Here is a 23,563-nt window from a genome sequence, read left to right on the forward strand (position 1 = left end):
CCCCGCCCCTGGCGCTCAGCGCGCCGTCAGCGGCTCCAGGCCGGTCTTGGTAATGGCCGGCGCGGCGGCCGGCGAGTTGAGGTAGCGAATCAGCTGCCGAGCCGCCTCGGGTTGCTTCGACGCGGTGGCGATGCCGGCCGAGAACACCGTCACGCGCTGCACCTCGGCGGGCAGCGGGCCGATGTAGTCGATGCCTTCGATGGGCAGCAGCTCGCTCACCTGCTGCAGCCCCAGCGCCGCGTCGCCGCGCGCCACCACCGAGCCGACGCGTTCGCTCAGGATGCGCTTGCTCTTGGGCTTCACCTCGGCTTCGATGCCCAGCTTCTTGAGCAATTCGGTCTCGTAGTAAGTGCCGCTCGCACTGGCCGAATAGGCGATCGACGGCGCGGCGATCAGGGTGCGCTTCAACGCATCGACCGTGCTGATGTCAGGCCTGGGCGCGCCCTTGCGCACGGCGAAGCCGATGGCCGAGCGCACCAGGTCGACCTGGCTGCCCGGCACCACCTTGCCCTGCGCGACCAGCGCATCGAGCGCCGGGCGCGCGAGGATCACCACGTCGGCCGGCTCGTTGCGCGCAAGGCGGCTGGGAATGGAGTCGTCCGCGTTGCCCATCGACGCGCCATAGGCCGTCTTGACGCTGCGGCCGCTGCTGCGCTCGAAGGCCGGGCGCAGGTCGTTGTAGGCGGCGGTGAAGCCGCCGGAGGTCATGACGTGGATGTCCGCGCCGGTCGCGGGCGGTTGCGTGCCGCCGATGCCGCCGCAGCCGGCGAGCGCGAGGGCCGCGAGCAGCGGAAGCGCGGCGCGTCGGGTGAAGGAAGGGAAGAGGGGCTTCGTCACGATGTCTCCATAAGAAAGGCGGCGAACGGGTGTCGCCTGCCGCTGTCATCGTAGAAGCCGGGGCTGTCATTCCGCTCACGGCGGATTCGGGGTTATCACCGAGGCGGCGCGGGCTTGTCGTCGGTCTTCGCGTCAGTCTTGGCGTCGGTGGCCGGCAGCCGTCCGCGCTTTGCCAGCCCTTCGCGCAGCAGGAACTCGACCTGCGCGTTCGCGCTTCGCAGCTCTTGCGCCGCCAGGCGTTCGATCTCGGCCCACAGGGCCGGATCGATGCGCAGGGGGTAGGATTTTTTTCCGGGACTGGCCATCGAGGGGAAAGTGCGGGGCTTGGCGGGGTCAGGTGTACAGCGTACCCGTGTTGACGACAGGTTGAGTCTCGCGGTCGGAGCACAACACCACCAGCAGGTTCGACACCATCGAGGCCTTGCGTTCGTCGTCGAGCACCACGAGGTTGCGCTCCGACAGGCCGCGCAGCGCCGCCTCGACCATGCCGACCGCGCCGGCCACGATCTGGTGCCGCGCGCTCACGATGGCCACCGCCTGCTGGCGGCGCAGCATCACCTGCGCGATCTCGGGTGCATAGGCTAGGTGCGTGAGCTTGGCGTCGAGCACCTCGACACCGGCGCTCGCGAAGCGCTGGTTCAGCTCGGCCTTGAGCGCGTCGGCCACGGTGTCGAGGCCGGCGCGCAGCGTGGTCTCCTCGGTCGGCAGGTCGTCGCCGCTGTCGTAGGCGTAGAGGGTTGCGAGGTGGCGGATGGCGGCCTCGGCCTGGATGGCGACGAACTTGTTGTAGTCGTCTATTTCGAACACGGCCTGCGCCGTGTCGTGCACCCTCCACACCACCGCGGCGCCGATCTCCACCGGGTTGCCGCGCTTGTCGTTCACCTTCAGCGGCGGCGTGTTGAGGTTGCGCGCGCGCAGCGAGATCTTCTGGCCGCTTTGCAGCGGGTTGGTCCAGCGCAGGCCTTCGGTGCGGTCGGTGCCCTGGTACTCGCCGAAGAGCGTGAGGATGATGCCTTCGTTGGGCTGCAGCATGTACAGCCCCGGCACCAGCACCAGCGCCACCACGATCAGCAGCACGCTCATCGGCAGCGGCATCAGGCGCTGGACGATGGCGGCCGCGCCGAACGCAATCAGCAGCAGCACCACCGCGACGATGCCGTAGCCGTTGATGGAACGATAGGAGCGCTCCTTGCGGATGGAGCGGGGTGTTGCGGGGGGCTTCTCGTTCATGGGTTCCTCCGGTAAAAGTGATATCACTTTAATATCTTTTTCGAGGCTGTTCAAGATTTTTCCGACGCTGAAGATTTCATGAAGAGCGGCTTGCGGAGCCTGTCCCGGGCGCCGGTGCCGGCGCTAGCATCGATGCCCCCGCCGGACGGCGATGCCCGAGGACGATGCTGCACATGGAACTACCCCGGCTGCTTCTTGCCATCGCCGTGCTGCCGGTGGCGCTGCTGATTTGCGGCCCGGCGCAGGCCACTTCCTGCGCGGGTCATCGCGCGTTTCTCGACGGGGCCGCCAGCGTGCGCGGCGAAGTCCACAGCCGGGTGGTTCGTGCGCAGGTCGTTCCTTTCGACGCCGGCGTGCCCGGCTACAAGCCGCCGCCCGGCTCGTTCATGTTCGAGGTGCTCGAGTTCATCGATGGCAAGGTCGACAGCGAGCCCGGAGGCCGGCTGGTCGGAACGGGCGTGCAGTTCCACCTGCTCAATGTGCTGCCCCAGGGCCGCGACGAGCCGCTGCCTCCGGGGTCCGAATGGATCTTCCAGGCATGGGCGAAAGCGGGGCGATTGAGCGTCGGCGCGTGCGGCGCCCTCCTCGAACTGCGAGGCGACACAGTGCACGGCTTCATCCGCGGGCCGAACCTCGACCCGGCGCAGGCCATGCCGCTGGCCGAGCTGCGCCGCGCCGTCTCGGGAAGGTAAAGCCAGCGCCCTTTACGCCGGGTTTACCGGCGCGCAATGCACTGGACAGCCTCGGCTCCTGAAATGCAGGCTGGCCCTTCTCGGGCCTGCATCAAAGGATTTCAGGATGACGATGAAACGACCCCTGCAGAGGTTCGCGCTCGCCGCGTTGCTGGTCGCGGTGAGCGGCCACGGCTTCGCGCAGTTCGGTGGTGGCGGCATGGGCGGCGGCGGCCGGCGCGGTGCGCGCACCGACAACTCGTCGAGCCAGCGCACGGGCGACGGCCTGTCCACGCCGGCCACCGCGGCCGCCAAGGTCCGCGACAAGCTCTACGACCTGCGGCTGCAGTTGATGATCACGCCCGAGCAGTCGCCGCAATGGGACCGCTTTTCAGACACCGTGTGGGACATGGCCAGCCGCGCCGGCATGGCCAGCGCAGCCCCGGCGGACGACCAGACCGCGCTGCAGGTCGCGCAGCAGCATGCCGTGCTGGCGGCAGACCGCGCCCGTCGCGCGCAGTCGGTGAGCGATGCGCTGACCAAGCTCTACGACGCGCTCTCGCCCGAGCAGCGGCACATCGCGGACCAGAACCTGCCCGCCGTCATTCCCTGAGGCGTCTTCAGGCGCCGAGGTCGAAGCAGCAGCCCGCGTAATAGGGCTTGTCGCCGCCATCGACAAAGGGCACCTCGATCGGCTTGCCCTCGTTGCGCCAGGCGTCGCGCTTCTTGTAGCCCGAGCGCGTGAGCTCGGCCATCAGCTCGTCGTAGTGCTCGATGCGGTAGGGGCACACCGCCACGCCGATGCTGTTGAGCGTGTAGATGGTGCGCTCGGGGTGCACCGCCGTCGTGTTCAGGATGATGCGCTTGGGCTTCGCCGCGAGCGAAGCCAGGATCGCGTCGATGCGTTGCGGCAGGTACTGCAGGCTGCCCGAGGCATACAGCAGGTCGCAGCCGCTGGCATCGCGCGGGTCGGTGGTGAAGTCGAGCTGCGCCGTGGCCCCGCGCTGCACTGCCATTTCGCGCCCGCTCTCGACCACGCCGGGCACGTCGCACACCGTCCAGTGCAGGTTGTCGGGGTAGCTCAGCACGCGCCGGAACGCGTAGTACTTGATGCCGATGTGCCCGCCCAGGTCGAACACGCGGGTAAGACCCGCATCGATCGAACGCCCGAGCCAGAACAACGCCGGGTAGTCGTAGAAATAGATCTGCGGGCTGTAGAGCTTGGCCGCCTCCGCGTTGTCGTAGCCCACCGCCTTGGTGGGCGGCGCGCCGGCCTCGGCCGCGGCGAAGCTCTCGAAGGAACCCATGAAGAGGTTCTCGTCCTGGTTGTTCAGGAACTTGCGCTTGTAGGCGCTTTCGCGGGGCGGGAACTGCAGCAGGCTTGACAGCATTTTGTTTGCTCCGGTGGCGATCTGATTCTGATCGCGACCGACGCCTGCGGGCGCTATAGCCCTGTGCCGCTGGGGCGGTTACCTCCTGCGGGTTACCCACTGCATGCGGTCGTGCCCGTCACGCCAGTTGCCCGCTCGCGAGTGCCGCGGCCGCCGCCCGCGTCTCCACCCCCAGCTTCTCGAAGATGTGCTCCAGGTGCTTGTTCACCGTGCGCGGGCTGGTGCCCAGGATCTCGCCGATGTCGCGGTTGGTCTTGCCCTTGGCGAGCCATGACAGCACTTCGGTCTCGCGCGGCGTGAGCGCGGCTTCTGCGAGCCGCGTGGCGGGGCCCTCGCGCTGCATCGCGAACAGCAGCATGGTTTCGCCGAGCGCCGCGGCGCCCAGGTTGCGCACCGACAGCCGCATGCCTGTGGCGGTGCCGATGGCAACGGCCGCACCCGGCGCCAGCGCGGCTTCCAGCGATGCGGGCAGCAGCCCCGGCGCCGCAGGCACTTCCAGCGCATGCAGCCACAGCGCGGCCTGCGGAGATCGCCATGCGATGCGCCCGCGCGTGTCGACGAACACCACGCCCATGCCGGCCACGTCGACCGCGTCGCGCGCCATGCGCGTGATGCGGGCGTTGCGCGCGTGGGTGTGCAGCCGCGCCAGCACCTCCTGCGCGCGGATCGGCTTCACCACATAGTCGACGCCGCCGCACTCGAAGCCCTCGACCACGTGCGAGGTCTCCGACAGCCCGGTCATGAACAGCACCGGGATGTGCGCGAGCGCCGGGTTGGCCTTGATGCGGCGGCAGGTCTCGAAGCCCGAGAGTCCGGGCATCAGGCCGTCGAGCAATATCGCGTCGGGCACCACCAGCTCCAGCCGCTGCAGCGCGGCTTCGCCGTCGGCGGCCACCAGCACGGTGTAGCCGCTGGCCTCCAGCGTGTCGCACAGCATGCCCAGGCTGCTGGGCGCGTCGTCGACCACCAGCACCACGGGGCGTTCGGCCAAGGGCGATTCAAGGGGCGAGGGTGTCTGCATCTTCTGCCAGTGCGTTGCGGAGGTTGTCGAGTTCGAAGCGCGCGACCATGCCGCGCAGCCAGGTGCAGGTGGCCGCCGCCGAAGGCGATGCGGCGGCCAGCCGGTCGAGCGCGGTGTGCAGGCCGCGCACATGGCCCATCTGCACCAGCCGCATGAGTTCGGCGCGGTCGTCTTCCGACAGCTCGAGCCGGCGCGGGCGCAGCGGCGCGGCTTCGTCGTCGCCGCGCGGCGGCGTGTCGCCGGGCGACAGCCACTCCAGCCCGAGATGGCGCTCCAGCGTCGCGATCAGCTCCGACTCGATCACCGGCTTGCCCACGAAGGCCTGGCAGCCCGCCGCGCGCAGCCGCTCGGCCTGGTTCTCGAACATGTTGGCCGAGACGATGATGATCGGTATGTCCCCGAAGCCCGAGGCGCGCACCGACGTGGCGGTCTGCCAGCCGTCCATGTCGTCCATCGTCAGGTCGAGCAGGATGGCCGAGGGCAATTCCTCGCGCAGGCTGTCCAGGCACTCGGTGCCGCTCGCGGCCTCGCGCACCTCGAAGCCCAGCGGAGCGAGCATGCCGGCCAGCATCTGGCGCTGCACCGGCTGGTCGTCGACCACCAGCAGCGTGCGGCGCGCGCCCAGGTAGCCCGACACCGGCTGGCGCGGCGCGCCCGCGCGGGCCTGCGGGCCGGGATCGGCCACTTCGCGCAGATACACGCGCACGCTGAAGGTGCTGCCTTGCGACGAGGTCGAGGCCAGCTTGAGCTCGCCACCCATCAGCGATGTGAGCAGCCCCGTGATCGTGAGGCCCAGCCCCGTGCCCGGCTCGCCCCGGCGACGGCCCGCGGCGCCGCGCTCGAAGGGCAGGAAGATGCGCTGGTGGTCTTGCGGCGCCACGCCGATGCCGGTGTCGACCACGTCGAAGCGCAGCACCTCGCGCCGTGCATCCACATGCAGCGTGACGGTGCCGCTGTCGGTGAAGCGCACCGCGTTCGTCAGCAGGTTGATGAGGATCTGGCGCAGCCACTTGGCGTCGGCATGCACCCACGGCGGCAGCCGCCCCGCATGCGTGTAGACGAAGGCCAGGCCCTTGTTCTCGGCCTGTGGCCGCACCATGTGCACCAGCTGGTCCAGAAAGGCCGGCAGCGCGAGCGGCGCGGGCTCCAGCTGAAGCCGGCCGGCCTCGATGCGCGCGAGGTCGAGCAGGCCGTCGATCAGGCCCAGCATGTGCTCGCCGCTGCGGTGGATGGTCTGCACCGCCTCGCGCGGCGGCGTCACCGCATCGCCCTTGAGCAGGATCTGCGAATAGCCCAGGATGCTGTTGAGCGGCGTGCGCAGCTCGTGCGTCATGCCGGCCACATAACGCGTCTTGGCCTGGTTGGCGGCCTCGGCGGCTTCCTTGGCGGTCTGCAGCGCGGCGTCGGTGCGGCGGTGCGCCTCGATCTCCAGCGCCAGCAGGTTGTTGTGGCGGTTCGATTCTTCCTGTGCCATCTGCCGGCTTTCGCTGCCCAGCACCACCCACCACGCCGCCACGGCGGCCACCACCGACAGCAGCGCGAAAACCTTCAGGAAGGCCGTGGCCATGGTCGAGTCGCTGGTGCCGGCGATGGCCTCCTGCGCATAGACCACGCCCACCACGGTGGCCAGCAGCGCGATCAGCGAGGCCGCCACCATCAGGTAGTGCGCCACGCGGAAGTTGAGCCGCGCCGACAAGGCCGGCGGCAACAATGCCTGCAGCCATCCGCTCATCTGCTCGGCCGCGCGCGAGTCGGTCTTGCAGCGATCGTGGCAGCGCGATTCCAGCGTGCAGCACAGCGAGCAGATCGGCGCGCTGTAGGCCGGGCAATGCGCCATGTCTTCCGACTCGAAGCTGTTGTCGCACACCGAGCATTTCACGCTCTGGCCCGGCGCCCAGCGCTCGATGTCGTTGCGCGCCAGGTAGTAGCGCCCGCGCGTGCGCCAGGCCAGCAGAGGCGACACGGCCATGGCCGTGACCAGCGCGATGAAGGGCGAAAAGGCCTTGGCCCAATGCCCCAGCGCGCCGGAGTAGGCCAGCATGGCCAGCGCCGCCGCCACCAGCATTGCCATCAGCCCGACCGGGTTGATGTCGTACAGGTGCGCGCGCTTGAACTCGATGGTCTTCGGGCTCCAGCCCAGCGGCTTGTTGATGACGAGGTCTGCCACCAGCGCGCCGACCCAGGCAATGGCGATGTTGCTGTAGAAGCCCAGCACATGCTCCAGCGCCGCGAACACGCCCAGCGCCATCAGCAGTATCGCGATGACCACGTTGAACACCAGCCACACCACGCGCCCCGGGTGGCTGTGCGTGAGCCGCGCGAAGAAGTTCGACCACGCGAGCGAGCCTGCATAGGCGTTGGTCAGGTTGATCTTCATCTGCGAGACCACCACGAACAGCACCGTCACGCCCAGCACCCAGGCCGGGTCGCGCAGCACGTACGAGAAGCCCGTGAGGTACATCTGCGTGGGCTCGATCGCATGCACGGCCGGTATCTCGTGCTGAAGCGCCAGGAAGGCGAGGAAGGCGCCGCCCATCATCTTCAGCATGCCCGGCACGATCCAGCCCGGCCCGGCGACCAGCACCGCCGTCCACCAGCGTACGCGGTTGGCGGCCGTCTTCTCGGGCAAGAAGCGCAGGTAGTCGACCTGCTCGCCTATCTGCACCACCAGCGAAAACGCCACGGTGGCGGCGGCGCCGAACATCAGCGGGTCGAAGCCGCTGCTGTCGGAAGTGCGGCCCACCAGCCCGGTGAAGTCGGCATACAGCTCGGGCTTCTTCACCAGCACCGCGATGAAGGGGCAGACGAACAGCACGATCCATATCGGCTGCGTCCACAGCTGCAGCCCCGAGATGAGCGTGATGCCCCGCGCCACCAGCGGGATGATGACGATCGACGACACCAGGTACAGCAGCCACAGCGGCCAGTCCAGGTACATCTGCAGCGCCAGCGCGAGGATGGCCGCCTCCAGCGCGAAGAAGATGAAGGTGAAGCTCGCGTAGATCAGCGAGGTGAGCGTGGAGCCCAGGTAGCCGAAGCCCGCGCCGCGCGTGAGCAGGTCCATGTCCACGCCGTGGCGCGCCGCGTAGTACGAGATCGGCAGGCCCGTGAGGAAGGTGATGAGCCCGACCACGAGGATCGCCCACAGCGCGTTCGAGAAGCCGTAGCTCAGCGCGATGGCCCCGCCGATGGCCTCCAGCGCCAGGAACGAGGTCGCGCCGAAGGCCGCGTTGGCCACGCGGAACTCCGACCACTTGCGGAAGCTGCGCGGCGTGTAGCGCAGCGCGTAGTCCTCCAGCGTCTCGTTCGCGACCCAGGCGTTGTAGTCGCGGCGGATGCGGAAGATCTTCTGTCCGGAGACGGATTGCATGGCGGGTTCTCGCGGCGTCGGCGGTTGCATGGAGCGGGTACAGCAAGAAGCGCTCCCTGTGCTGGCTCGCGAGTCTGCGGGCAGCGCCGGTTCGTGCCGCTACGTTGAATGACGTATTCGCGCAAACCCGGGTGATTTCTAAAGTTCCAGCCATGGTGCTCGGGGCACCGTCCGATGCACTTCGATGGTGCGCGGCTCCACTTTCCAACAACCTGCCTGGAGTTTCCTGATGTCGCGTGATTCCGATCCTTCCCTCGACGCCCTGGCATTGCGCCGCCGTCGTCTGCTGCAGGGCGCCGCAGCGCTGCCCGTGATGGGCCTGAGCTTCGGCCAGGGCCAGTTCCCCACGGCCAAGGTCAACACCACCAAGCTCGCCGTGACCGACACCGAGGTGACGGTGGGCCAGCTGCATTCGTCCACCGGCACCATGGCCATCTCGGAAACCGGCTCGATCCAGGCCGAGCAACTGGCCATCGACCAGATCAACGCCATGGGCGGCGTGCTGGGCCGCAAGATCAAGGTCATCAAGGAGGACGGCGCTTCCGACTGGCCCACCTTCGCCGAGAAGTCGAAGAAGCTCCTCGTCAACGACCACTGCGCGGCGGTGTTCGGCTGCTGGACCAGCGCCTCGCGCAAGGCCGTGCTGCCGGTGTTCGAGAAAGAGAACGGCCTCTTGTACTACCCGACCTTCTACGAAGGCCTGGAGCAGAGCAAGAACGTGATCTACACCGGGCAGGAGGCCACGCAGCAGATCCTCTGGGGCCTGGACTGGGGCGCGAAGGAGAAGAAGGCCAAGACCTTCTTCCTGGTGGGCTCCGACTACATCTGGCCGCGTACCTCGATGAAGATCGCGCGCAAGCACATCGAGAACTTCCAGAAGGGCTCGGTCAAAGGCGAGGAGTACTACCCGCTGGGCCACACCAACTTCAACTCGCTGATCAACAAGATCAAGGTGGCCAAGCCCGACTGCATCTTCGCGGCCGTGGTGGGCGGCTCGAACGTGGCCTTCTACAAGCAGCTCAAGGCCGCGGGCATCACCGGCGACAAGCAGTTCCTGCTGACGCTGGCCGTGACCGAAGACGAAATGACCGGCGTGGGCGGCGAGAACTTCGCGGGCTTCTATTCGTCGATGAAATACTTCCAGTCGCTGGACAACGAGAACAACAAGAAGTTCGTCGCGGCCTTCAAGGCCAAGTACGGCAAGGACGCCGTCATCGGCGACGTCACGCAGGCCGGGTACCTAGGCCCATGGCTGTGGAAGGCCGCGGTGGAGAAGGCCGGCAGCTTCGACGTGGACAAGGTGGTGGCCGGTTCCCCGGGCATCGAGCTGAAGACCGCGCCCGAGGGATACGTGAAGCTGGATGCGAACCACCATCTGTGGAGCAAGGCGCGCATCGGGCAGGGGCAGCTGGATGGGACGTTCAAGGTGGTGGCCGAATCGGCTGAACTCATCAAGCCCGATCCGTTCCCCAAGGGCTACCAGTAAGCCTTTGCCTTTCTCCCTCCCCCTCTGGGGGAGGGCGGGGGTGGGGGCTCGGCGGCAGTTGATGAGGCCTTGCGCTTGCGACCGCCGCAAAGCCCCCATCCCAACCTTCCCCCAGAGGGGGAAGGAGCAAACACCCAAACACCGGAATCGTTGCCATGACTCTGTCGGACATGATGAACATCGGCCTCATGCAGGGCTTCGCGGGGCTGAGCCTCTTCGCGGTGCTGCTGCTGATGGGGCTGGGCCTGGCGATCATCTTCGGCCAGATGGGCGTGATCAACATGGCGCATGGCGAATTCATGACCATCGGCGCCTATTCGATCTACCTGGCCGCGCGCGTCACCGAAAGCCTGGCGCCCGAGTTCATGCCGTACTACTTTCCGATCGCCATCGCGCTGGCTTTCGTCTTCGCCTTCATCGTGGGCTGGATCGTGGAGTGGGCGCTGATACGCCACCTCTACAAGCGCCCGCTCGACACGCTGCTCGCCACCTGGGGCGTGAGCCTGGGGTTGCAGCAGATCTTCCGCACCTTCATCGGCCCGAAGGAAGTGAGCCCCACGCTGCCCGAATGGCTCATGGGCTCGTGGACGCCGCACGAGGGGCTGGACATTCCCATCAACGGCCTGTTCGTGCTGGTGCTCACGGCACTCGTCACCGGCGGCGTGCTGGTCGCGCTGCACAAGAGCCGCTGGGGCCTCAGGGTGCGCGCCACCGTGGCCAACCGAACGATGGCCAACGCCACCGGCATCGACACCAGGAAGACCGACCGCCTGACCTTCGCCATCGGCTGCGGCATCGCGGGCGTGGCGGGCGCGGCCTTCACCACCATCGGCTCGACCGGACCGACCTCGGGGTCGCTCTACATCGTCGACGCCTTCCTGGTCGTCACCTTCGGCGGCGCGGCCAGTCTCTTCGGCACCGTGGTCTCGGCCTTCGGCATCGCGCAGACGCAGTCGGTGTCCGAGTTCTTCATGACCGGCTCGATGGCCAAGGTGCTGACGCTGTCGCTGATCGTCTTCATCCTGATGCTGCGACCGCAAGGCCTGTTCGCCGTCAAGGTCCGCCGCTGAATCCGATTCCTTCCTGGAGAACGTTCCGATGAATTTCATCAAGGCCTCGATCCAGCGCTACCAGCTCGGCAGCCTGCTGCTCCTGGTGCTGCTGCTCGCGGTGGTGCTGCCGCTGTCGCTCGACATCTTCCGCCTCAACCTCGTGGGCAAGTACCTCACCTACGCCTTCGTGGCCGTGGGGCTCGTCATGGTGTGGGGCTACGGCGGCGTGCTCAGCCTGGGGCAGGGCGTGTTCTTCGGCATCGGCGGGTATGCGATGGCGATGTTCCTCAAGCTCGAAGCCTCCGACCCCGTCACGACCAAGATCCAGTCGACGCCGGGCATTCCGGACTTCATGGACTGGAACCAGATCACCGAGCTGCCCGCGCTGTGGCTGCCCTTCAAGAGCCTGCCGCTGAGCCTGGCGCTGGTGGTGCTGGCACCGATGGCGCTGGCCTGGCTCGTGAGCTTCGCGATGTTCAAGCGACGCGTGGGCGGCGTTTACTTCGCGATCATCACGCAGGCGGTGGCGCTCATCTGCACCGTGCTCATCATCGGCCAGCAGGGCTACACCGGCGGCGTCAACGGCATGACCGACCTGAAGACACTGCTGGGCTGGGACACGCGCACCGACGGCGCCAAGTACGTGCTGTATTACGTCTGCGTCGGCCTGCTGGTGCTGAGCATCCTGCTGTGCCGCTGGATCCAGACCAGCAAGCTGGGCACGCTGCTGCTGGCCATGCGCGACAAGGAAGACCGCGTGCGCTTCTCCGGCTACGACGTGTCGAACTTCAAGGTCTTCATCTTCTGCCTGGCGGCCGGGCTCTCGGGCATCGGCGGCGCGATGTTCGCGCTGCAGGTGGGCTTCATGTCGCCGAGCTTCGTGGGCATCGTGCCCTCCATCGAAATGGTGATCTTCTGCGCCGTCGGCGGCCGCATGAGCCTGGTGGGCGCGGTGTACGGCGCGCTGCTGGTGAACGCGGGCAAGACGCTGTTCTCCGAAAGCTTCCCGGACCTGTGGCTGTTCCTGATGGCGGGCCTGTTCATCGGCGTGACCATGGCCTTCCCGATGGGGCTGGCCGGCGTATGGGAAGAAAAGATCCGCCCGTGGTGGAAGTCGCGGCGGCAGGCGCTGCGCGAAGCGGCCGTCAAGCCGCCGGCAACACCAACAGCAGCACAACCAGCCGCACAGCCACCCGAACCCACGCTGCCCGAAGGCGTAGGCAGCCAGCGCGCCTGACCGAACCGGAGCCACACATTCATGAGCAACACAGACTTCGCGCTGGCGGTGGAAGACCTCACCGTGTCCTTCGACGGCTTCAAGGCCATCGACGACCTCACCCTCTACATCGACCGCAACGAACTGCGCGTGATCATCGGCCCCAACGGCGCGGGCAAGACCACGCTGCTCGACCTGATCTGCGGCAAGACACGCGCGAGCGCCGGCAGCATCAAGTTCAAGAACACCGAACTCACGAAGATGGCCGAGCACAAGCGCGTGCGACTGGGCATAGGCCGCAAGTTCCAGACGCCATCCATCTACGAGAACCTGAGCGTATTCCAGAACCTGGAGGTGTCGTTTCCCAAGGGACGTTCGGTGTTCGGGGCGCTGGCCTTCAAGTGCGACGAAGAGGTCAAGGCCAGGGTACAGGCGGTGGCCGACGAGATCGGCCTGGCCGACAAGCTCGAAACCGAAGCAGGCCTGCTGAGCCACGGCCAGAAGCAGTGGCTGGAGATCGGCATGCTGCTGATGCAGGAGCCCGAGTTGCTGATGCTCGACGAACCCATTGCCGGCATGAGCGCGCGCGAGCGCGAGCTCACGGCCGACCTGCTCAAGCGCATCTGCCAGAACCGCGCGGTGATCGTCATCGAGCACGACATGGCCTTCGTGAAACAGATCGCGCACAAGGTCACGGTGATGCACCAGGGAAAGATCCTTGCCGAAGGGCCGATGGAGAAGGTGCAGGCCGACCCGAAGGTCATCGACGTCTACCTGGGGCACTGACATGAGCAACATCAACCTCAAGGTCGAGGACCTTCACGTCGCCTATGGGCAGAGCGAGGCCCTGCACGGTATCTCGTTCGATGGCCATGCCAACGAGACCGTGGCCATCATGGGCCGCAACGGCATGGGCAAGACCACGCTGTTCAAGAGCCTGATGGGCGTGCTGCCGCTCAAGAGCGGTCGCATCGAGGTGGCGGGGCAGGACGTGTCGCGCGACGAGAGCTTCCGCCGCGTGGCCAAGGGCATCGCCTACGTGCCGCAGGGCCGGATGATCTTCCCGACGCTGACGGTGGAGGAGAACATCCAGACCGGCCTCGAGAACTCCAGGACCCGCCGCATCCCGGAGGAAATCTACGCGCTCTTCCCCGTGCTGTGGGACATGAAGAGCCGCAAGGGCGGCAACCTCTCCGGTGGCCAGCAACAGCAGCTCGCCATCGCGCGCGCCCTTGTCACCGACCCCAAGGTGCTGCTGCTCGACGAGCCCACCGAAGGCATCCAGCCTTCGATCATCAAGGACATCGCCAAGGCGCTCAACGAGATCCGCAAGCTGCGCGGCATCACCATCGTCGTGTCCGAGCAAGTGCTCAGCTTCGCGATGGACGTGGCCGACCGGCTCTTCGTCATCGAAGGCGGACGCCTCGTGCACGAGACCTCGCGCGACAAGACCGACGTGGATCACATCAAAGCCTACCTCTCTGTTTAACCACAACCCCAGGAGCCATCGCAAATGACGGACACGCTGATCAAGGTCGACCTGACCAAGCCGCCCACCGAGAACGAGAACATCCACAACCGCTGGCACCCGGACATCCCGATGGCCTGCTGGGTCAACCCCGGTGACGACTTCATCCTCGAGACCTTCGACTGGACCGGCGGCTTCATCAAGAACAACGACAGCGCCGACGACGTGCGCGACATCGACCTGAGCACCGTGCACTACCTTTCGGGCCCCGTGGGCGTGAAAGGCGCGGAGCCCGGCGACCTGCTGGTGGTCGACCTGCTCGACATCGGCGCCAAGCAGGACAGCCTGTGGGGCTTCAACGGTTTCTTCTCGAAGAAGAACGGCGGCGGCTTTCTCACCGACCACTTTCCCGAGGCGCAGAAATCGATCTGGGACTTCAAGGGCATGTTCACCAGCTCGCGCCATATTCCGGGCGTCAACTTCGCGGGCCTGATCCACCCCGGCCTCATCGGCTGCCTGCCCGACAAGCCCATGCTCGACATGTGGAACGAGCGCGAGAAGGCGCTCATCGCCACCGACCCGGACCGCGTGCCCGGCCTGGCCAACCCGCCGTTCGCGGGCACCGCCCACATGGGCAAGATGACCGGCGAGGCAAGGGCGAAGGCCGCGGCCGAAGGCGCGCGCACCGTGCCGCCGCGCGAGCACGGCGGCAACTGCGACATCAAGGACCTGTCGCGCGGATCGAAAGTGTTCTTCCCGGTGTATGTGGACGGCGCGGGTCTGAGCGTGGGCGACCTGCACTTCAGCCAGGGCGACGGAGAGATCACCTTCTGCGGCGCCATCGAGATGGCCGGCTGGGTGCACATGAAGGTCACGCTCATCAAGGGCGGCATGGCCAAGTACGGCATCAAGAATCCGATCTTCAAGCCCAGCCCCATCACGCCGCAATACAACGACTACCTGATCTTTGAGGGCATCTCGGTCGACGAGAGCGGCAAGCAGCACTACCTCGACGTGAACGTGGCCTACCGCCAGGCCTGCCTGAACGCCATCGAATACCTGAAGAAGTTCGGTTATTCGGGCGCGCAGGCCTATTCGATCCTGGGCACTGCCCCCGTGCAGGGCCACATCAGCGGCGTGGTCGACGTGCCGAACTCGTGCGCCACGCTGTGGCTGCCCACGGGCATCTTCGACTTCGACATCAACCCGAACGCCTCGGGCCCCGTGAAGTTCATCGACGGCAGCATCGACATGCCGCTGTCCCCCGACCTGCGCTGAAGAAAGAAAGCCCGCCATGCCGACCTACGACTACGCCTGCGGGCACTGCGGCGGCTTCGAGGCGCTGCGGCCTTCGGGCCTGCGCGACGAGCCGGCCGTGTGCCCCGACTGTGGCAGCGCCTCGCCGCGCGTGCTGTCGGCCGCGCCCCGGCTCGCGCTGATGGCCTCGGGCACGCGCCGCGCCATGGAAACCAACGAGCGCGCGCGGCACGAGCCGGGCAGCTCGCGGGACTACGCGCGCTTCAAGCACCCGGCGGGCTGCGGCTGCTGCGGCTCCGGCAGCAAGCGCGGCGCGACGGTGACTGCGCCCAACGGCGCCAAGTCCGCGCCTTCACGCCGGCCCTGGATGATCAGCCACTGACCGCGTTCAGACCTCCGCCTGCGCGAAGCGGATGGTCACGCAGGCCCCGCCCAGCGCACCCTGCGACAGCGTGACCGTGGCGCCATGCAGCGCCGCGATGTCGCGCACGATCGCCAGCCCGAGCCCGCTGCCTTCTCCGGCCACATGCTGTCCGCGCACGAAGCGCTCGAACACCGCCTCGTACAGCTCCTTCGGCACGCCGGGCCCGTTGTCGGACACGCGGATCGAGGGCGGCGACGTGTCGAACCCGATCAGCACAGCGCCGCCTTCCTGCGTGTAGCGCAGCGCGTTGTCCAGCAGGTTGCCCAGTGCTTCGCTGAACAGCTCGGGCTGCAGTCGCACCATCACAGGCTCGGCGGGTGCATCGAGTTCCAGCGTGATCGAGCGCGAGGCCGCGAACTCCAGGAAGGTGCTGCCCACGTCGTGCGCCAGCGCCGCAAGGTCGGTGGGCACGAAGCTCAGGTTGCCGCGCACCTCGGGGTCGAGCCTGCCGAGCGCGAGCAACTGCTGCACCATGCGCGCGGTGCGCTGCACCGTGTTGCCCAGCTCGCCCAGCACCTGCCGGCTGCTCTCCAGGTCGCCGGCCTCGGCGGCGCGGGTCACGCCCAGTTGCAGGCCGGCGAGCGGCGTGCGCAGCTGGTGCGCCACCGTGGCCGCGAACTGCTGCTCGCGGGTGAGCATGGCGCGGATGCGCGCGAGCAGGTCGTTCAGCGCGGTGGCAAAGGGCATCAGCTCGCGCGGCATGTCGTCGGCGGCAATGGGCTGCAGCGAGGCATGCGAGCGCTCGTTCCAGCGCGCCGCGATGGCCTCCAGCGGGTTGAGCGTGCGGCGCACCGCGAAGCCGATGGCGGCCGCGGCGGCCAGCAGCAGCGCGCCCACGGGCACCAGCATCATCAGCACCTCGTTCTGTGCGCGTTGCCGTTTGCGGGTGGTCTCGGCCACCAGCACCAGCACCTTGCTGTCTTCGCTCGCGCCCGGAATTCTTGCCGCCGCCACGCGCACCGCATGGCCCGCATAGAAGGCGTCGAAGGCCTCGCCGGCGCGGTAGCTGGCATGCCGGGTGCCGGTGTGCGGAATGCCGTGCTGCCCGGCCAGGAGCTGGCCGGCCTCGCTCACGCTGAAATAGACCTGGTCGATCTCGTCGTAGCCCAGCACGGCCTCGGTCGCGGCGGGCAGGTCGAGATGGGCGTGCCCGTCTGGGAAGCGCACCTGCGCGGCCACCGAGCGAGCGGTGTCGAGCAGCCAGCGGTCGAAGGCCTTGTCCGTCAGGCGCTGCGCGGTGAAGGTGCCGACCGCGCCGGTGGCCGCCACCACCGCGAGCAGCGGCAGCATCAGCCAGACGAGCAGGTCGCGCTGCAGCCACCATGCGCGGCGCACCGTGCTCATGTTTCCTCCTCCAGCACGTAGCCGAAGCCGCGCAATGTGCGAATCGCCAGCCCCGAGCCGGCCAGCTTGCGCCGCAGCCGCGACACGTACACCTCGGCCGCGCTGTCGCTGACTTCCAGGTTGCGCTCTGCGAGCGCGTCGATCAGCGCGCGCTTGGGCACCAGACGCGGCGCGCGCCGCACCAGCAGGCCCAGCACCTCGAATTCGCGCGGGAACAGCACGAGCGACTGGCCCGCGATGTCGACGCGGCCTTCATTGCCGTACCAGGTCAGCTTGCCGTATTGAACGAAGTCTTCGCGCGAACGCTGGGCGCGGCGGGTGAGCACCTCGACGCGGGCGTCCAGCTCCTCCACCGCGAAGGGCTTGACGAGGTAGTCGTCTGCGCCGGTGCGCAGGCCTTCCACACGGTCGGCCACGCGGTCGCGCGCCGTGAGCACCAGCACCGGCGTCTTGCGGTCGGTGCGACGCAGCCTGGCCAGCCATTGCATGCCGTCGCCGTCGGGCAGGCCGAGGTCGAGCACCACCAGGTCGACGCCGCGCTGGGCGAGCGCCGCATCGGCGGCCTGCAGCGTGCTTGCCGCCTCGACGGCCCATTGGTGGCGTTCCCAGCGCAGCACGAGTTCGTGCGCAATGACGGCGTCGTCTTCGACCAGCAGCAGGCGCATCGCTTCGGCGGTTCAGTGATTGATAGGTTGTTGCAAGCTTGCAAACCTAGGCTCGCGTGCACTTTCAGTTTAACGGCGCCGTCTCTGTCGCGGCGCCTGGAATCCGCATGAATAAAAAATGGACCGTGCCGGCCTTGTCGGGGTTTTTCATCGTCTCTTGCGCGGCATGGTTCCTCTGGGCCCGAAGCCCGACGGAGTCGCGCGCCGGCACCGAACGCCCGCCGCAGCCGGCCACCCAGCTGGGCGCCGAGACCCTGCGCTACCCGGAGGGTGCGGCGCAGCTGACGATGATCCAGGCGCGGGCCATTCTGCCCTCGCGCGTGCCGCTGGCCGACGTGCTGAGCGCCCGCGTCACCTACGACGAGGACGTGACCGCGCGCATCGGCGTGGGGGTGTCGGGGCGCATCGTCGACATCAAGGTTGCGCCGGGCGACACGGTGAAGGCCGGGCAGGTGCTGGCCGAGATCGACTCGCCCGACTTCGGCACCGCCGCCGCCGACCTCGACAAGGCCCGTGCCGATGAAGAGCGCAAGCGCCTGGCCGTCGAGCGCGCGAAAGACCTGGTTTCCGGCGACGCGATTCCGGTGAAGGAGTGGGAGTCGCTGCAGTCCGACCTTGCCCAGGCCCGCGCCGAGACACTGCGCGCCGGCCAGCGCCTGAAGAACCTCAATCCGCGCGGCCTGGCCATCAGCGGCCAGCGCGTGAAGCTGACCAGCCCCATCGACGGCGTGGTGACCGACCGCACCGCCACGCCCGCGCTGGAAGTCAGCCCCGGCATGGCCGCGCCGCTCTTCGTGGTGACCGATCCGAAGCGGCTCTGGCTCATGATCGACCTGCCCGAGAAGCTGCTGGGCCGCGTGCGCCTCAAGAGCGACGTGAGCGTGGAAAGCGACGCCTTTCCCGGCCAGCAGTTCAGCGCCAGGATCGTGCAGCTGGGCCAGGTGGTCGACGTCAACACTCGTCGTGCCACCGCGCGCGCGGTGCTCGCGAACCCGCGCACCGAGCTGCTGCCCGAGATGTTCGTGCGCGCCAGCGTGCTGCAGGCCGAAGGGCAGGGCGTGCGCGTGCCCAACAGCGCCATCGTCAACCACGGCGTGTACGCCTACCTGTTCGTGCAGGAGGCGCCGGGCGAATTCCATCGCCGCAAGGTCGCGCTGCTCACGCAGGGCGGCGACGCCAGCTACGTGGGCGAAGGGCTCAAGGGCAGCGAACTGGTGGTCGTGAAGGGCGCGCTGCTGCTGGACGCCGAACTCACCGCGCGCGCGGGTGACAAGTCGTGATCGACCGGCTCATCGCCTTCTCGCTCACGCAGCGAGTGTTCGTGATGGTGCTCGTCGCCGCGCTGGTGGGCTTCGGCGCTTATGCGCTGTCCAACCTGCCGATCGAGGCCTTTCCCGACGTGCAGGACGTGCAGGTGCGCGTCATTTCCCAATTGCCGGGGCAGGCGCCGGAAGACATGGAGCGCACCGTCACGCTGCCCATCGAGCGCGAGGTGTCGGGCATTCCCAAGCTGTCGAACGTGCGCTCGGTCACGATGACGGGCCTGTCGATCGTCACGCTCACTTTTGCCGACGGCACCGACGACTACTTCGCGCGCCAGCAGGTCACTGAAAAACTCTCGACCGTGACGCTGCCCACGGGCGTGCAGCCGCAGCTGGCGCCGCTCTCCACCGCGGTGGGCGAGGTGTACCGCTACACCATCGAGGGCGGCGGCCTGACGGATGCGCAACTGCGCACGCTGCAGGACTGGACGGTGCGCCCCTTCCTGCGCATGACGCCGGGCGTGGCCGACGTGGTGAGCTTCGGCGGCGCCATCACCGAATACCAGGTCGAGGTCGATCCGCTGGCGCTGCGCAAGTACCAGGTCACGCTCGACCAGCTCAACCAGGCCATCGGCAATGGCAACGGCAGTGCCGGCGGCGGCCTGATGCGCCAGGGCGACGCTTCGCTGGTCGTGCGCTCGGCAGGCCTGTTCGCGAGCCTGGCGGACATCCGCAGCGTGGTGATCGCGTCGCGCCAGGGCCGTGCCATCACCGTGGCCGACGTGGCCGAGGTGCGCGCGGGCGAACGGCCGCGCTTCGGCATCGTGGCGGTCGATGCGCGCGACAGCGTGGTCGAGGGCATCGTTTCCATGACCAAGGGCGGCAACCCGGCCAAGATCAACGCCGAGCTGAAGCAACGCATCGGCCAGCTGCAGGCCAAGCTGCCGCCGGGCGTGCGCATCGTGCCGGTGTACGACCGCACCGAGCTGGTCCGCCACACGGTGTCCACGGTGGCGGAAAACCTGGTGGTGGGCGCGCTGCTGGTCATCGCGGTGCTGATCGTGTTTCTCTCGAGCTGGCGCGCGGCGCTGATCGTGGCCACGGTGATCCCGCTGGCGCTGCTGTTCGCGTTCATCCTGATGAACGCGCGCGGCGTGTCGGCCAACCTCATTTCGCTGGGCGCGGTGGACTTCGGCATCATCATCGACAGCGCGGTGGTCATCGTCGAGGCGCTGATGGTGCGGCTGGCCGCCAAGAGCGTGGGCGACATAGCCTCGCCCGAGGCGCGGCACCAGCGCATGGGCGTGCTGCACCGCACGCTGAGCGACCTGGCGCACCCGGTGCTGTTCTCCAAGGCCATCATCATCCTGGCCTTCGTGCCGATCTTCACTTTCCAGCGCGTCGAAGGAAAGATCTTCACGCCGGTGGCGCTCACGCTGAGCTTCGCGCTGCTGGGCGCGGTGCTGCTGACCTTCACGCTGCTGCCCACGCTGCTGTCGTATGCGCTGCAGCGCGGCACGCTGGCCGAAAAGCACAAGCCCTGGCTCGACTGGCTGCAGATGCGCTATCGCAAGCTGGTGATGTTCACCATGCGGCGCGGCCGCGTCACGCTGCTGCTGTCGGCCGTGCCGGTGGCGCTGGCGCTGCTGCTGGCGCCGCGCCTGGGCAGCGAGTTCCTGCCCAAGCTGGACGAAGGCAACATCTGGCTGACCGTGACGCTGCCCACCTCGGCCGCGCTGGAGACCACGAAAGAGGTCGAGCACGTGGTGCGCGCCAAGCTGCTGGCTTACCCCGAGGTGGCGCGCGTGATCGCGCAGGTCGGGCGGCCCGACGACGGCTCCGACCCCAAGGGCCCGAACAACCTGGAGATCCTGGTCGACCTGAAGCCGCGCGAGCAGTGGCGCTTTGCCTCGAAGGAAGACCTGGTGGCGAGCATGTCGGCGCAGCTCGACGGAATCCCGGGCATCAGCGCGAACTTCTCGCAGGTGATCCAGGACAACGTGGAAGAGGCGCTGTCGGGCTTTCGCGGCGAGATCGTGGCCAAGATCATCGGCAACAACCTGGACATCCTCGACGACAAGGGCGCCGAGGTGGCGTCGGTCATCAAGGGCATCCGCGGCGCGACCGACGTGGACGCGACCCGCATCGGCGGCCAGACCGAAGTGGTGATCACGCCCGACCGCGCGCGGCTCGCGCGCTACGGCATGGCCATCAACGACGTGAACACGCTGGTCAACCAGGCGATGTCGGGCACGTCGGTCACCGGCTTCTACGACGCCGACAAGCGCTTCGACGTGGTGGTGCGCGTGGGCGACAGGCACCGCAACAGCGTGGACGCCATCGCGGGGCTGCAGCTGGCGGTGCCGGGCACGCAGAGCGGCAACGGGCCGGGCACCATCGCGCTCGGCGACGTGGCGACCATCGAGGTGAAGCAGGGCGCGTCGCGCATCTTCCGCGAATCGGGCTCGCGCATGGTGATCGTCAAAGTGAATCTGCTGGGACGCGACCAGGGCAGCTTCGTCGAAGAGGCGCAGCGCACGGTGGCCGAGCAGGTCAAGCTGCCGCCGGGCTACGAGCTCACCTGGGGCGGCCAGTTCGAGAACTCGCAGCGCGCGGCCAAGCGGCTGATGGTGATCGTGCCGCTGACGGCGCTGCTGATCTTCTCGCTGCTGTTCTGGGCCTTTCGCTCGGTGCGGCTCGCGGGGCTGGTGCTGGGCATGATCCCGTTCACGCTGGTGGGCGGCCTGGCCGCGCTGGCGCTGGCGGACCTGCACCTGTCGGTGTCGGCGGCGGTGGGCTTCATCGCGGTGGCGGGCATCTCGGTGCAGAACGGCGTGATCCTGGTCGAGGAAGTGACGCAGCGCGTGCGCGACGGCTCGGCGGTGGCGCGCGCCATCGTCGAAGGCGCGGCGGTGCGGCTGCGGCCGATCCTGATGACCGCGCTGATGGCGGGCCTGGGCCTGCTGCCCGCGGCCCTGTCGCACGGCATCGGCAGCGAGACGCAGCGGCCCTTTGCCTGCGTGATCGTCGGCGGCATCGTCAGCGGCACGCTGTTCACGCTGCTGGTACTGCCGCTGGCCATCGGCATGTTCGGCAATTTCTACGACGAGACGGAAGAGGCCGCGGAGCCTGTGCCCGCATGAGCCCGAACGAACACACCATGCGAACACGAACGATGAACCGCCCGATGGCACGAGGCCTGCGGACCGCGGTGGCGCTGGCATGCGCCGTGTGGCTGGGCGGCTGCGCCGTCGGGCCCGACTATGCGAGGCCGGCGCTCGCGGCCTCCGAAGGCTTCTCGCCCAAGCCTCTGCCCGAGGTGACGGCTTCGGCGCCCGTGGCCGCCGGCGGCGCGCAGCGCTTCGTGCGCACGCAGGACATCCAGGCCGAATGGTGGAAGCTGTTCCAGTCGAAGGCGCTCGACGCGGTGATCGAGAAAGCCTTCGCCGCCAACCCGACCGTGGAGTCGGCGCAGGCGGCGCTGCGCATCGCGCAGGAGAACGTGCGCGCGCAGCGGGGCTTTTTCTATCCCACGGTGCAGGCGAGCTATTCGCCGGCACGCACCAAGATCGCGGGCAACCTGGGCGGCAATTCGCCGGGCGTGCAGGGCAACGGCACGGTGATCAGCACCACGGCCAATCCGTCGGCGCAAGAGGGCGGCACGGCACCCTTCAACGCGCCCGTCATCTACAACTTCCACACGGCGCAACTGACGGTGGGCTACACGCCCGACGTGTTCGGCGGCAACCGGCGGCAGGTCGAGGCACTGGAAGCGCAGGCCACCTACCAGCAACTGCAGCTGGAGGCGACCTACCTCACGCTCGCGGCCAACGTGGCGGCCGCGGCCATACAGGAGGCGCTGCTGCGCCAGCAGATCGCCAGCACGCGCGAGATCGTCGAGCTCAACACCCAGTCGGTCGCGCTGCTCAACCGGCAGCTGAAGGCCGGCTATGCGTCGCGGCTCGACCTGGCGCTGCAGGAGAACGCGCTGGCACAGGCCAGCCAGCTGCTGCCGCCGCTCGAGAAGCAGTTCGAGCAGAACCGCAACCTGCTGCGCGCGCTGACCGGCGGCGTGCAAGACGTGGAACTGCCGCAGACCTTCGACCTGGCATCGCTGCAACTGCCCGAGTCGCTGCCGCTGAGCCTGCCTTCGCAGGTGGTGGCGCAACGCCCCGACGTGCGCGCGGCCGAAGAGCAGGTGCATGCCGCGAGCGCACAGGTCGGCGTGGCGATCGCTGCAAGGTTGCCGCAGTTCTCGATCGACGCGACCTGGGGCGGCGCCGCCAGCCAGTTCAGCCAGATGTTCCTGAACTCGGGCCGCTTCTTCAGCCTCACCGGCAACATCGCGCAGCCGCTCTTCGACGCCGGCGTGCTCAAGAGCCGCCAGCGCGCCGCCGAAGAGGCGCTGAAGCAGGCGCAGGCGCAGTACCGCGCCACCGCCATCACCGCCTTCCAGAACGTGGCGGACACGCTGCAGGCGATCCACTCCGATGCGCGGGCACTGCGCGCGGCGGTCGAACTCGAGCGCACCTCGCGCACGTCGATGGAGCTGATCGGCCGCCAGTTGAGCAAGGGTTATGTCGACCGGCTGGCGCTGCTGACCGCGCAGCAGAACCATCATCAGGCCACGATGGCGCTGGCACAGGCGCAGGCCGCGCGACTGGGCGACACCGCGGCGCTGTTCCAGGCGCTGGGTGGCGGCTGGTGGAACCGCGTGGCGCAGGCATCGCCGGGCGAGTGAAGAGAAAAGACTACTGCAGCCCTGCAAATTCGGGGCATCCCCTCTTGACCGGCGGCTTTTCAAGGGCTTGATTGTTTCAATCTCGTGAACGCCGCGGTTCCTTTTGCAGCGGTTTTTTGGGGCCTTGG

The 23,563-nt window shown here is 67.9% G+C and carries 20 protein-coding genes; 12 read left to right on the forward strand and 8 right to left on the reverse strand.

Going from position 1 to position 23,563, the window contains the following annotated elements:
• Window positions 1-15: 15 nt before the first annotated feature.
• From L3V85_RS15745 to L3V85_RS15755, 3 genes are all read right to left on the reverse strand, one after another.
• Window positions 16-837 (reverse strand): substrate-binding domain-containing protein, encoded by an 822-nt coding sequence (locus tag L3V85_RS15745; protein WP_237679994.1) that lies wholly within the window; start codon window positions 835-837, stop codon window positions 16-18.
• Window positions 838-932: 95 nt separating this feature from the next.
• The gene (locus tag L3V85_RS15750) at window positions 933-1,142 is read right to left on the reverse strand and encodes a hypothetical protein (protein WP_237679995.1); all 210 of its coding nucleotides are present in this window, start codon (window positions 1,140-1,142) and stop codon (window positions 933-935) included.
• A 28-nt stretch (window positions 1,143-1,170) separates the two neighbouring features.
• Window positions 1,171-2,067 carry an SPFH domain-containing protein gene (locus L3V85_RS15755; protein ID WP_237679996.1) on the reverse strand — a complete coding sequence of 299 codons (897 nt, stop codon included), beginning with the start codon at window positions 2,065-2,067 and terminating at the stop codon, window positions 1,171-1,173.
• Window positions 2,068-2,240: 173 nt separating this feature from the next.
• Here L3V85_RS15755 and L3V85_RS15760 point away from each other — a divergent pair, with 173 nt between their 5' ends.
• The gene (locus tag L3V85_RS15760; RefSeq protein WP_237679997.1) at window positions 2,241-2,759 is read left to right on the forward strand and encodes a hypothetical protein; all 519 of its coding nucleotides are present in this window, start codon (window positions 2,241-2,243) and stop codon (window positions 2,757-2,759) included.
• Between the two features lie 112 nt (window positions 2,760-2,871).
• Complete coding sequence (locus tag L3V85_RS15765; protein WP_237679998.1) at window positions 2,872-3,351, forward strand: Spy/CpxP family protein refolding chaperone; 480 nt, start codon at window positions 2,872-2,874, stop codon at window positions 3,349-3,351.
• A gap of 7 nt (window positions 3,352-3,358) precedes the next feature.
• On the opposite strand, the gene L3V85_RS15770 is transcribed toward L3V85_RS15765, so the two are convergent.
• The 3 genes from L3V85_RS15770 to L3V85_RS15780 form a co-directional block, all read right to left on the reverse strand.
• On the reverse strand, window positions 3,359-4,129 hold the full coding sequence (locus tag L3V85_RS15770) for a TIGR04325 family methyltransferase (RefSeq protein WP_237679999.1): 771 nt from the start codon (window positions 4,127-4,129) through the stop codon (window positions 3,359-3,361).
• A 118-nt stretch (window positions 4,130-4,247) separates the two neighbouring features.
• Entirely contained in the window at window positions 4,248-5,150 is a 903-nt protein-coding gene (locus L3V85_RS15775) for a response regulator transcription factor (protein WP_237680000.1), read from the reverse strand.
• Window positions 5,128-8,520 carry a hybrid sensor histidine kinase/response regulator gene (locus L3V85_RS15780; RefSeq protein WP_237680001.1) on the reverse strand — a complete coding sequence of 1,131 codons (3,393 nt, stop codon included), beginning with the start codon at window positions 8,518-8,520 and terminating at the stop codon, window positions 5,128-5,130. The genes L3V85_RS15775 and L3V85_RS15780 overlap by 23 nt, the downstream gene beginning before the upstream one ends.
• A 229-nt stretch (window positions 8,521-8,749) precedes the next feature.
• On the opposite strand from L3V85_RS15780, the gene urtA reads away from it, so the two are divergent.
• The 7 genes from urtA to L3V85_RS15815 all read left to right on the forward strand — a co-directional run bounded on the left by urtA (window position 8,750) and on the right by L3V85_RS15815 (window position 15,381).
• Window positions 8,750-10,006: an urea ABC transporter substrate-binding protein gene (gene urtA / locus L3V85_RS15785; RefSeq protein WP_237680002.1), complete on the forward strand. Its 1,257-nt coding sequence runs from the start codon at window positions 8,750-8,752 to the stop codon at window positions 10,004-10,006.
• Window positions 10,007-10,161: 155 nt separating this feature from the next.
• Window positions 10,162-11,076: an urea ABC transporter permease subunit UrtB gene (urtB, locus tag L3V85_RS15790; RefSeq protein WP_237680003.1), complete on the forward strand. Its 915-nt coding sequence runs from the start codon at window positions 10,162-10,164 to the stop codon at window positions 11,074-11,076.
• A gap of 28 nt (window positions 11,077-11,104) precedes the next feature.
• Window positions 11,105-12,295: an urea ABC transporter permease subunit UrtC gene (gene urtC, locus L3V85_RS15795; protein WP_237680004.1), complete on the forward strand. Its 1,191-nt coding sequence runs from the start codon at window positions 11,105-11,107 to the stop codon at window positions 12,293-12,295.
• 21 nt (window positions 12,296-12,316) lie between these two features.
• Entirely contained in the window at window positions 12,317-13,060 is a 744-nt protein-coding gene (gene urtD, locus L3V85_RS15800; protein ID WP_237680005.1) for an urea ABC transporter ATP-binding protein UrtD, read from the forward strand.
• 1 nt (window position 13,061) lies between these two features.
• Window positions 13,062-13,763 carry an urea ABC transporter ATP-binding subunit UrtE gene (gene urtE, locus L3V85_RS15805; RefSeq protein ID WP_237680006.1) on the forward strand — a complete coding sequence of 234 codons (702 nt, stop codon included), beginning with the start codon at window positions 13,062-13,064 and terminating at the stop codon, window positions 13,761-13,763.
• A gap of 24 nt (window positions 13,764-13,787) precedes the next feature.
• On the forward strand, window positions 13,788-15,020 hold the full coding sequence (gene fmdA / locus L3V85_RS15810) for a formamidase (protein WP_237680007.1): 1,233 nt from the start codon (window positions 13,788-13,790) through the stop codon (window positions 15,018-15,020).
• A gap of 16 nt (window positions 15,021-15,036) precedes the next feature.
• Window positions 15,037-15,381, forward strand: coding sequence for a zinc ribbon domain-containing protein (locus tag L3V85_RS15815; protein WP_237680008.1), 345 nt, complete (start codon window positions 15,037-15,039; stop codon window positions 15,379-15,381).
• Window positions 15,382-15,387: 6 nt separating this feature from the next.
• Here L3V85_RS15815 and L3V85_RS15820 read toward each other — a convergent pair whose 3' ends face one another.
• The gene (locus L3V85_RS15820) at window positions 15,388-16,767 is read right to left on the reverse strand and encodes a sensor histidine kinase (RefSeq protein WP_237680009.1); all 1,380 of its coding nucleotides are present in this window, start codon (window positions 16,765-16,767) and stop codon (window positions 15,388-15,390) included.
• A complete protein-coding gene (locus L3V85_RS15825) occupies window positions 16,764-17,432 on the reverse strand; it encodes a response regulator (RefSeq protein WP_237680010.1) in 669 nt (222 codons plus the stop codon). Before L3V85_RS15825 ends, L3V85_RS15820 begins: the two co-directional genes overlap by 4 nt.
• Before the next feature lie 107 nt (window positions 17,433-17,539).
• Between L3V85_RS15825 and L3V85_RS15830 the strand changes: the two genes are divergently transcribed.
• Genes L3V85_RS15830 through L3V85_RS15840 form a run of 3 tightly spaced genes read left to right on the forward strand, consistent with a single transcriptional unit; the run spans window position 17,540 to window position 23,435 of the window.
• On the forward strand, window positions 17,540-18,712 hold the full coding sequence (locus L3V85_RS15830; protein ID WP_237680011.1) for an efflux RND transporter periplasmic adaptor subunit: 1,173 nt from the start codon (window positions 17,540-17,542) through the stop codon (window positions 18,710-18,712).
• Complete coding sequence (locus L3V85_RS15835; protein WP_237680012.1) at window positions 18,709-21,837, forward strand: efflux RND transporter permease subunit; 3,129 nt, start codon at window positions 18,709-18,711, stop codon at window positions 21,835-21,837. The genes L3V85_RS15830 and L3V85_RS15835 overlap by 4 nt, the downstream gene beginning before the upstream one ends.
• A 17-nt stretch (window positions 21,838-21,854) precedes the next feature.
• A complete protein-coding gene (locus tag L3V85_RS15840) occupies window positions 21,855-23,435 on the forward strand; it encodes an efflux transporter outer membrane subunit (RefSeq protein ID WP_337250119.1) in 1,581 nt (526 codons plus the stop codon).
• Window positions 23,436-23,563 lie beyond the last annotated feature (128 nt).

The sequence above is a fragment of the Variovorax paradoxus genome, from assembly GCF_022009635.1.
Lineage (GTDB): Bacteria > Pseudomonadota > Gammaproteobacteria > Burkholderiales > Burkholderiaceae_C > Variovorax.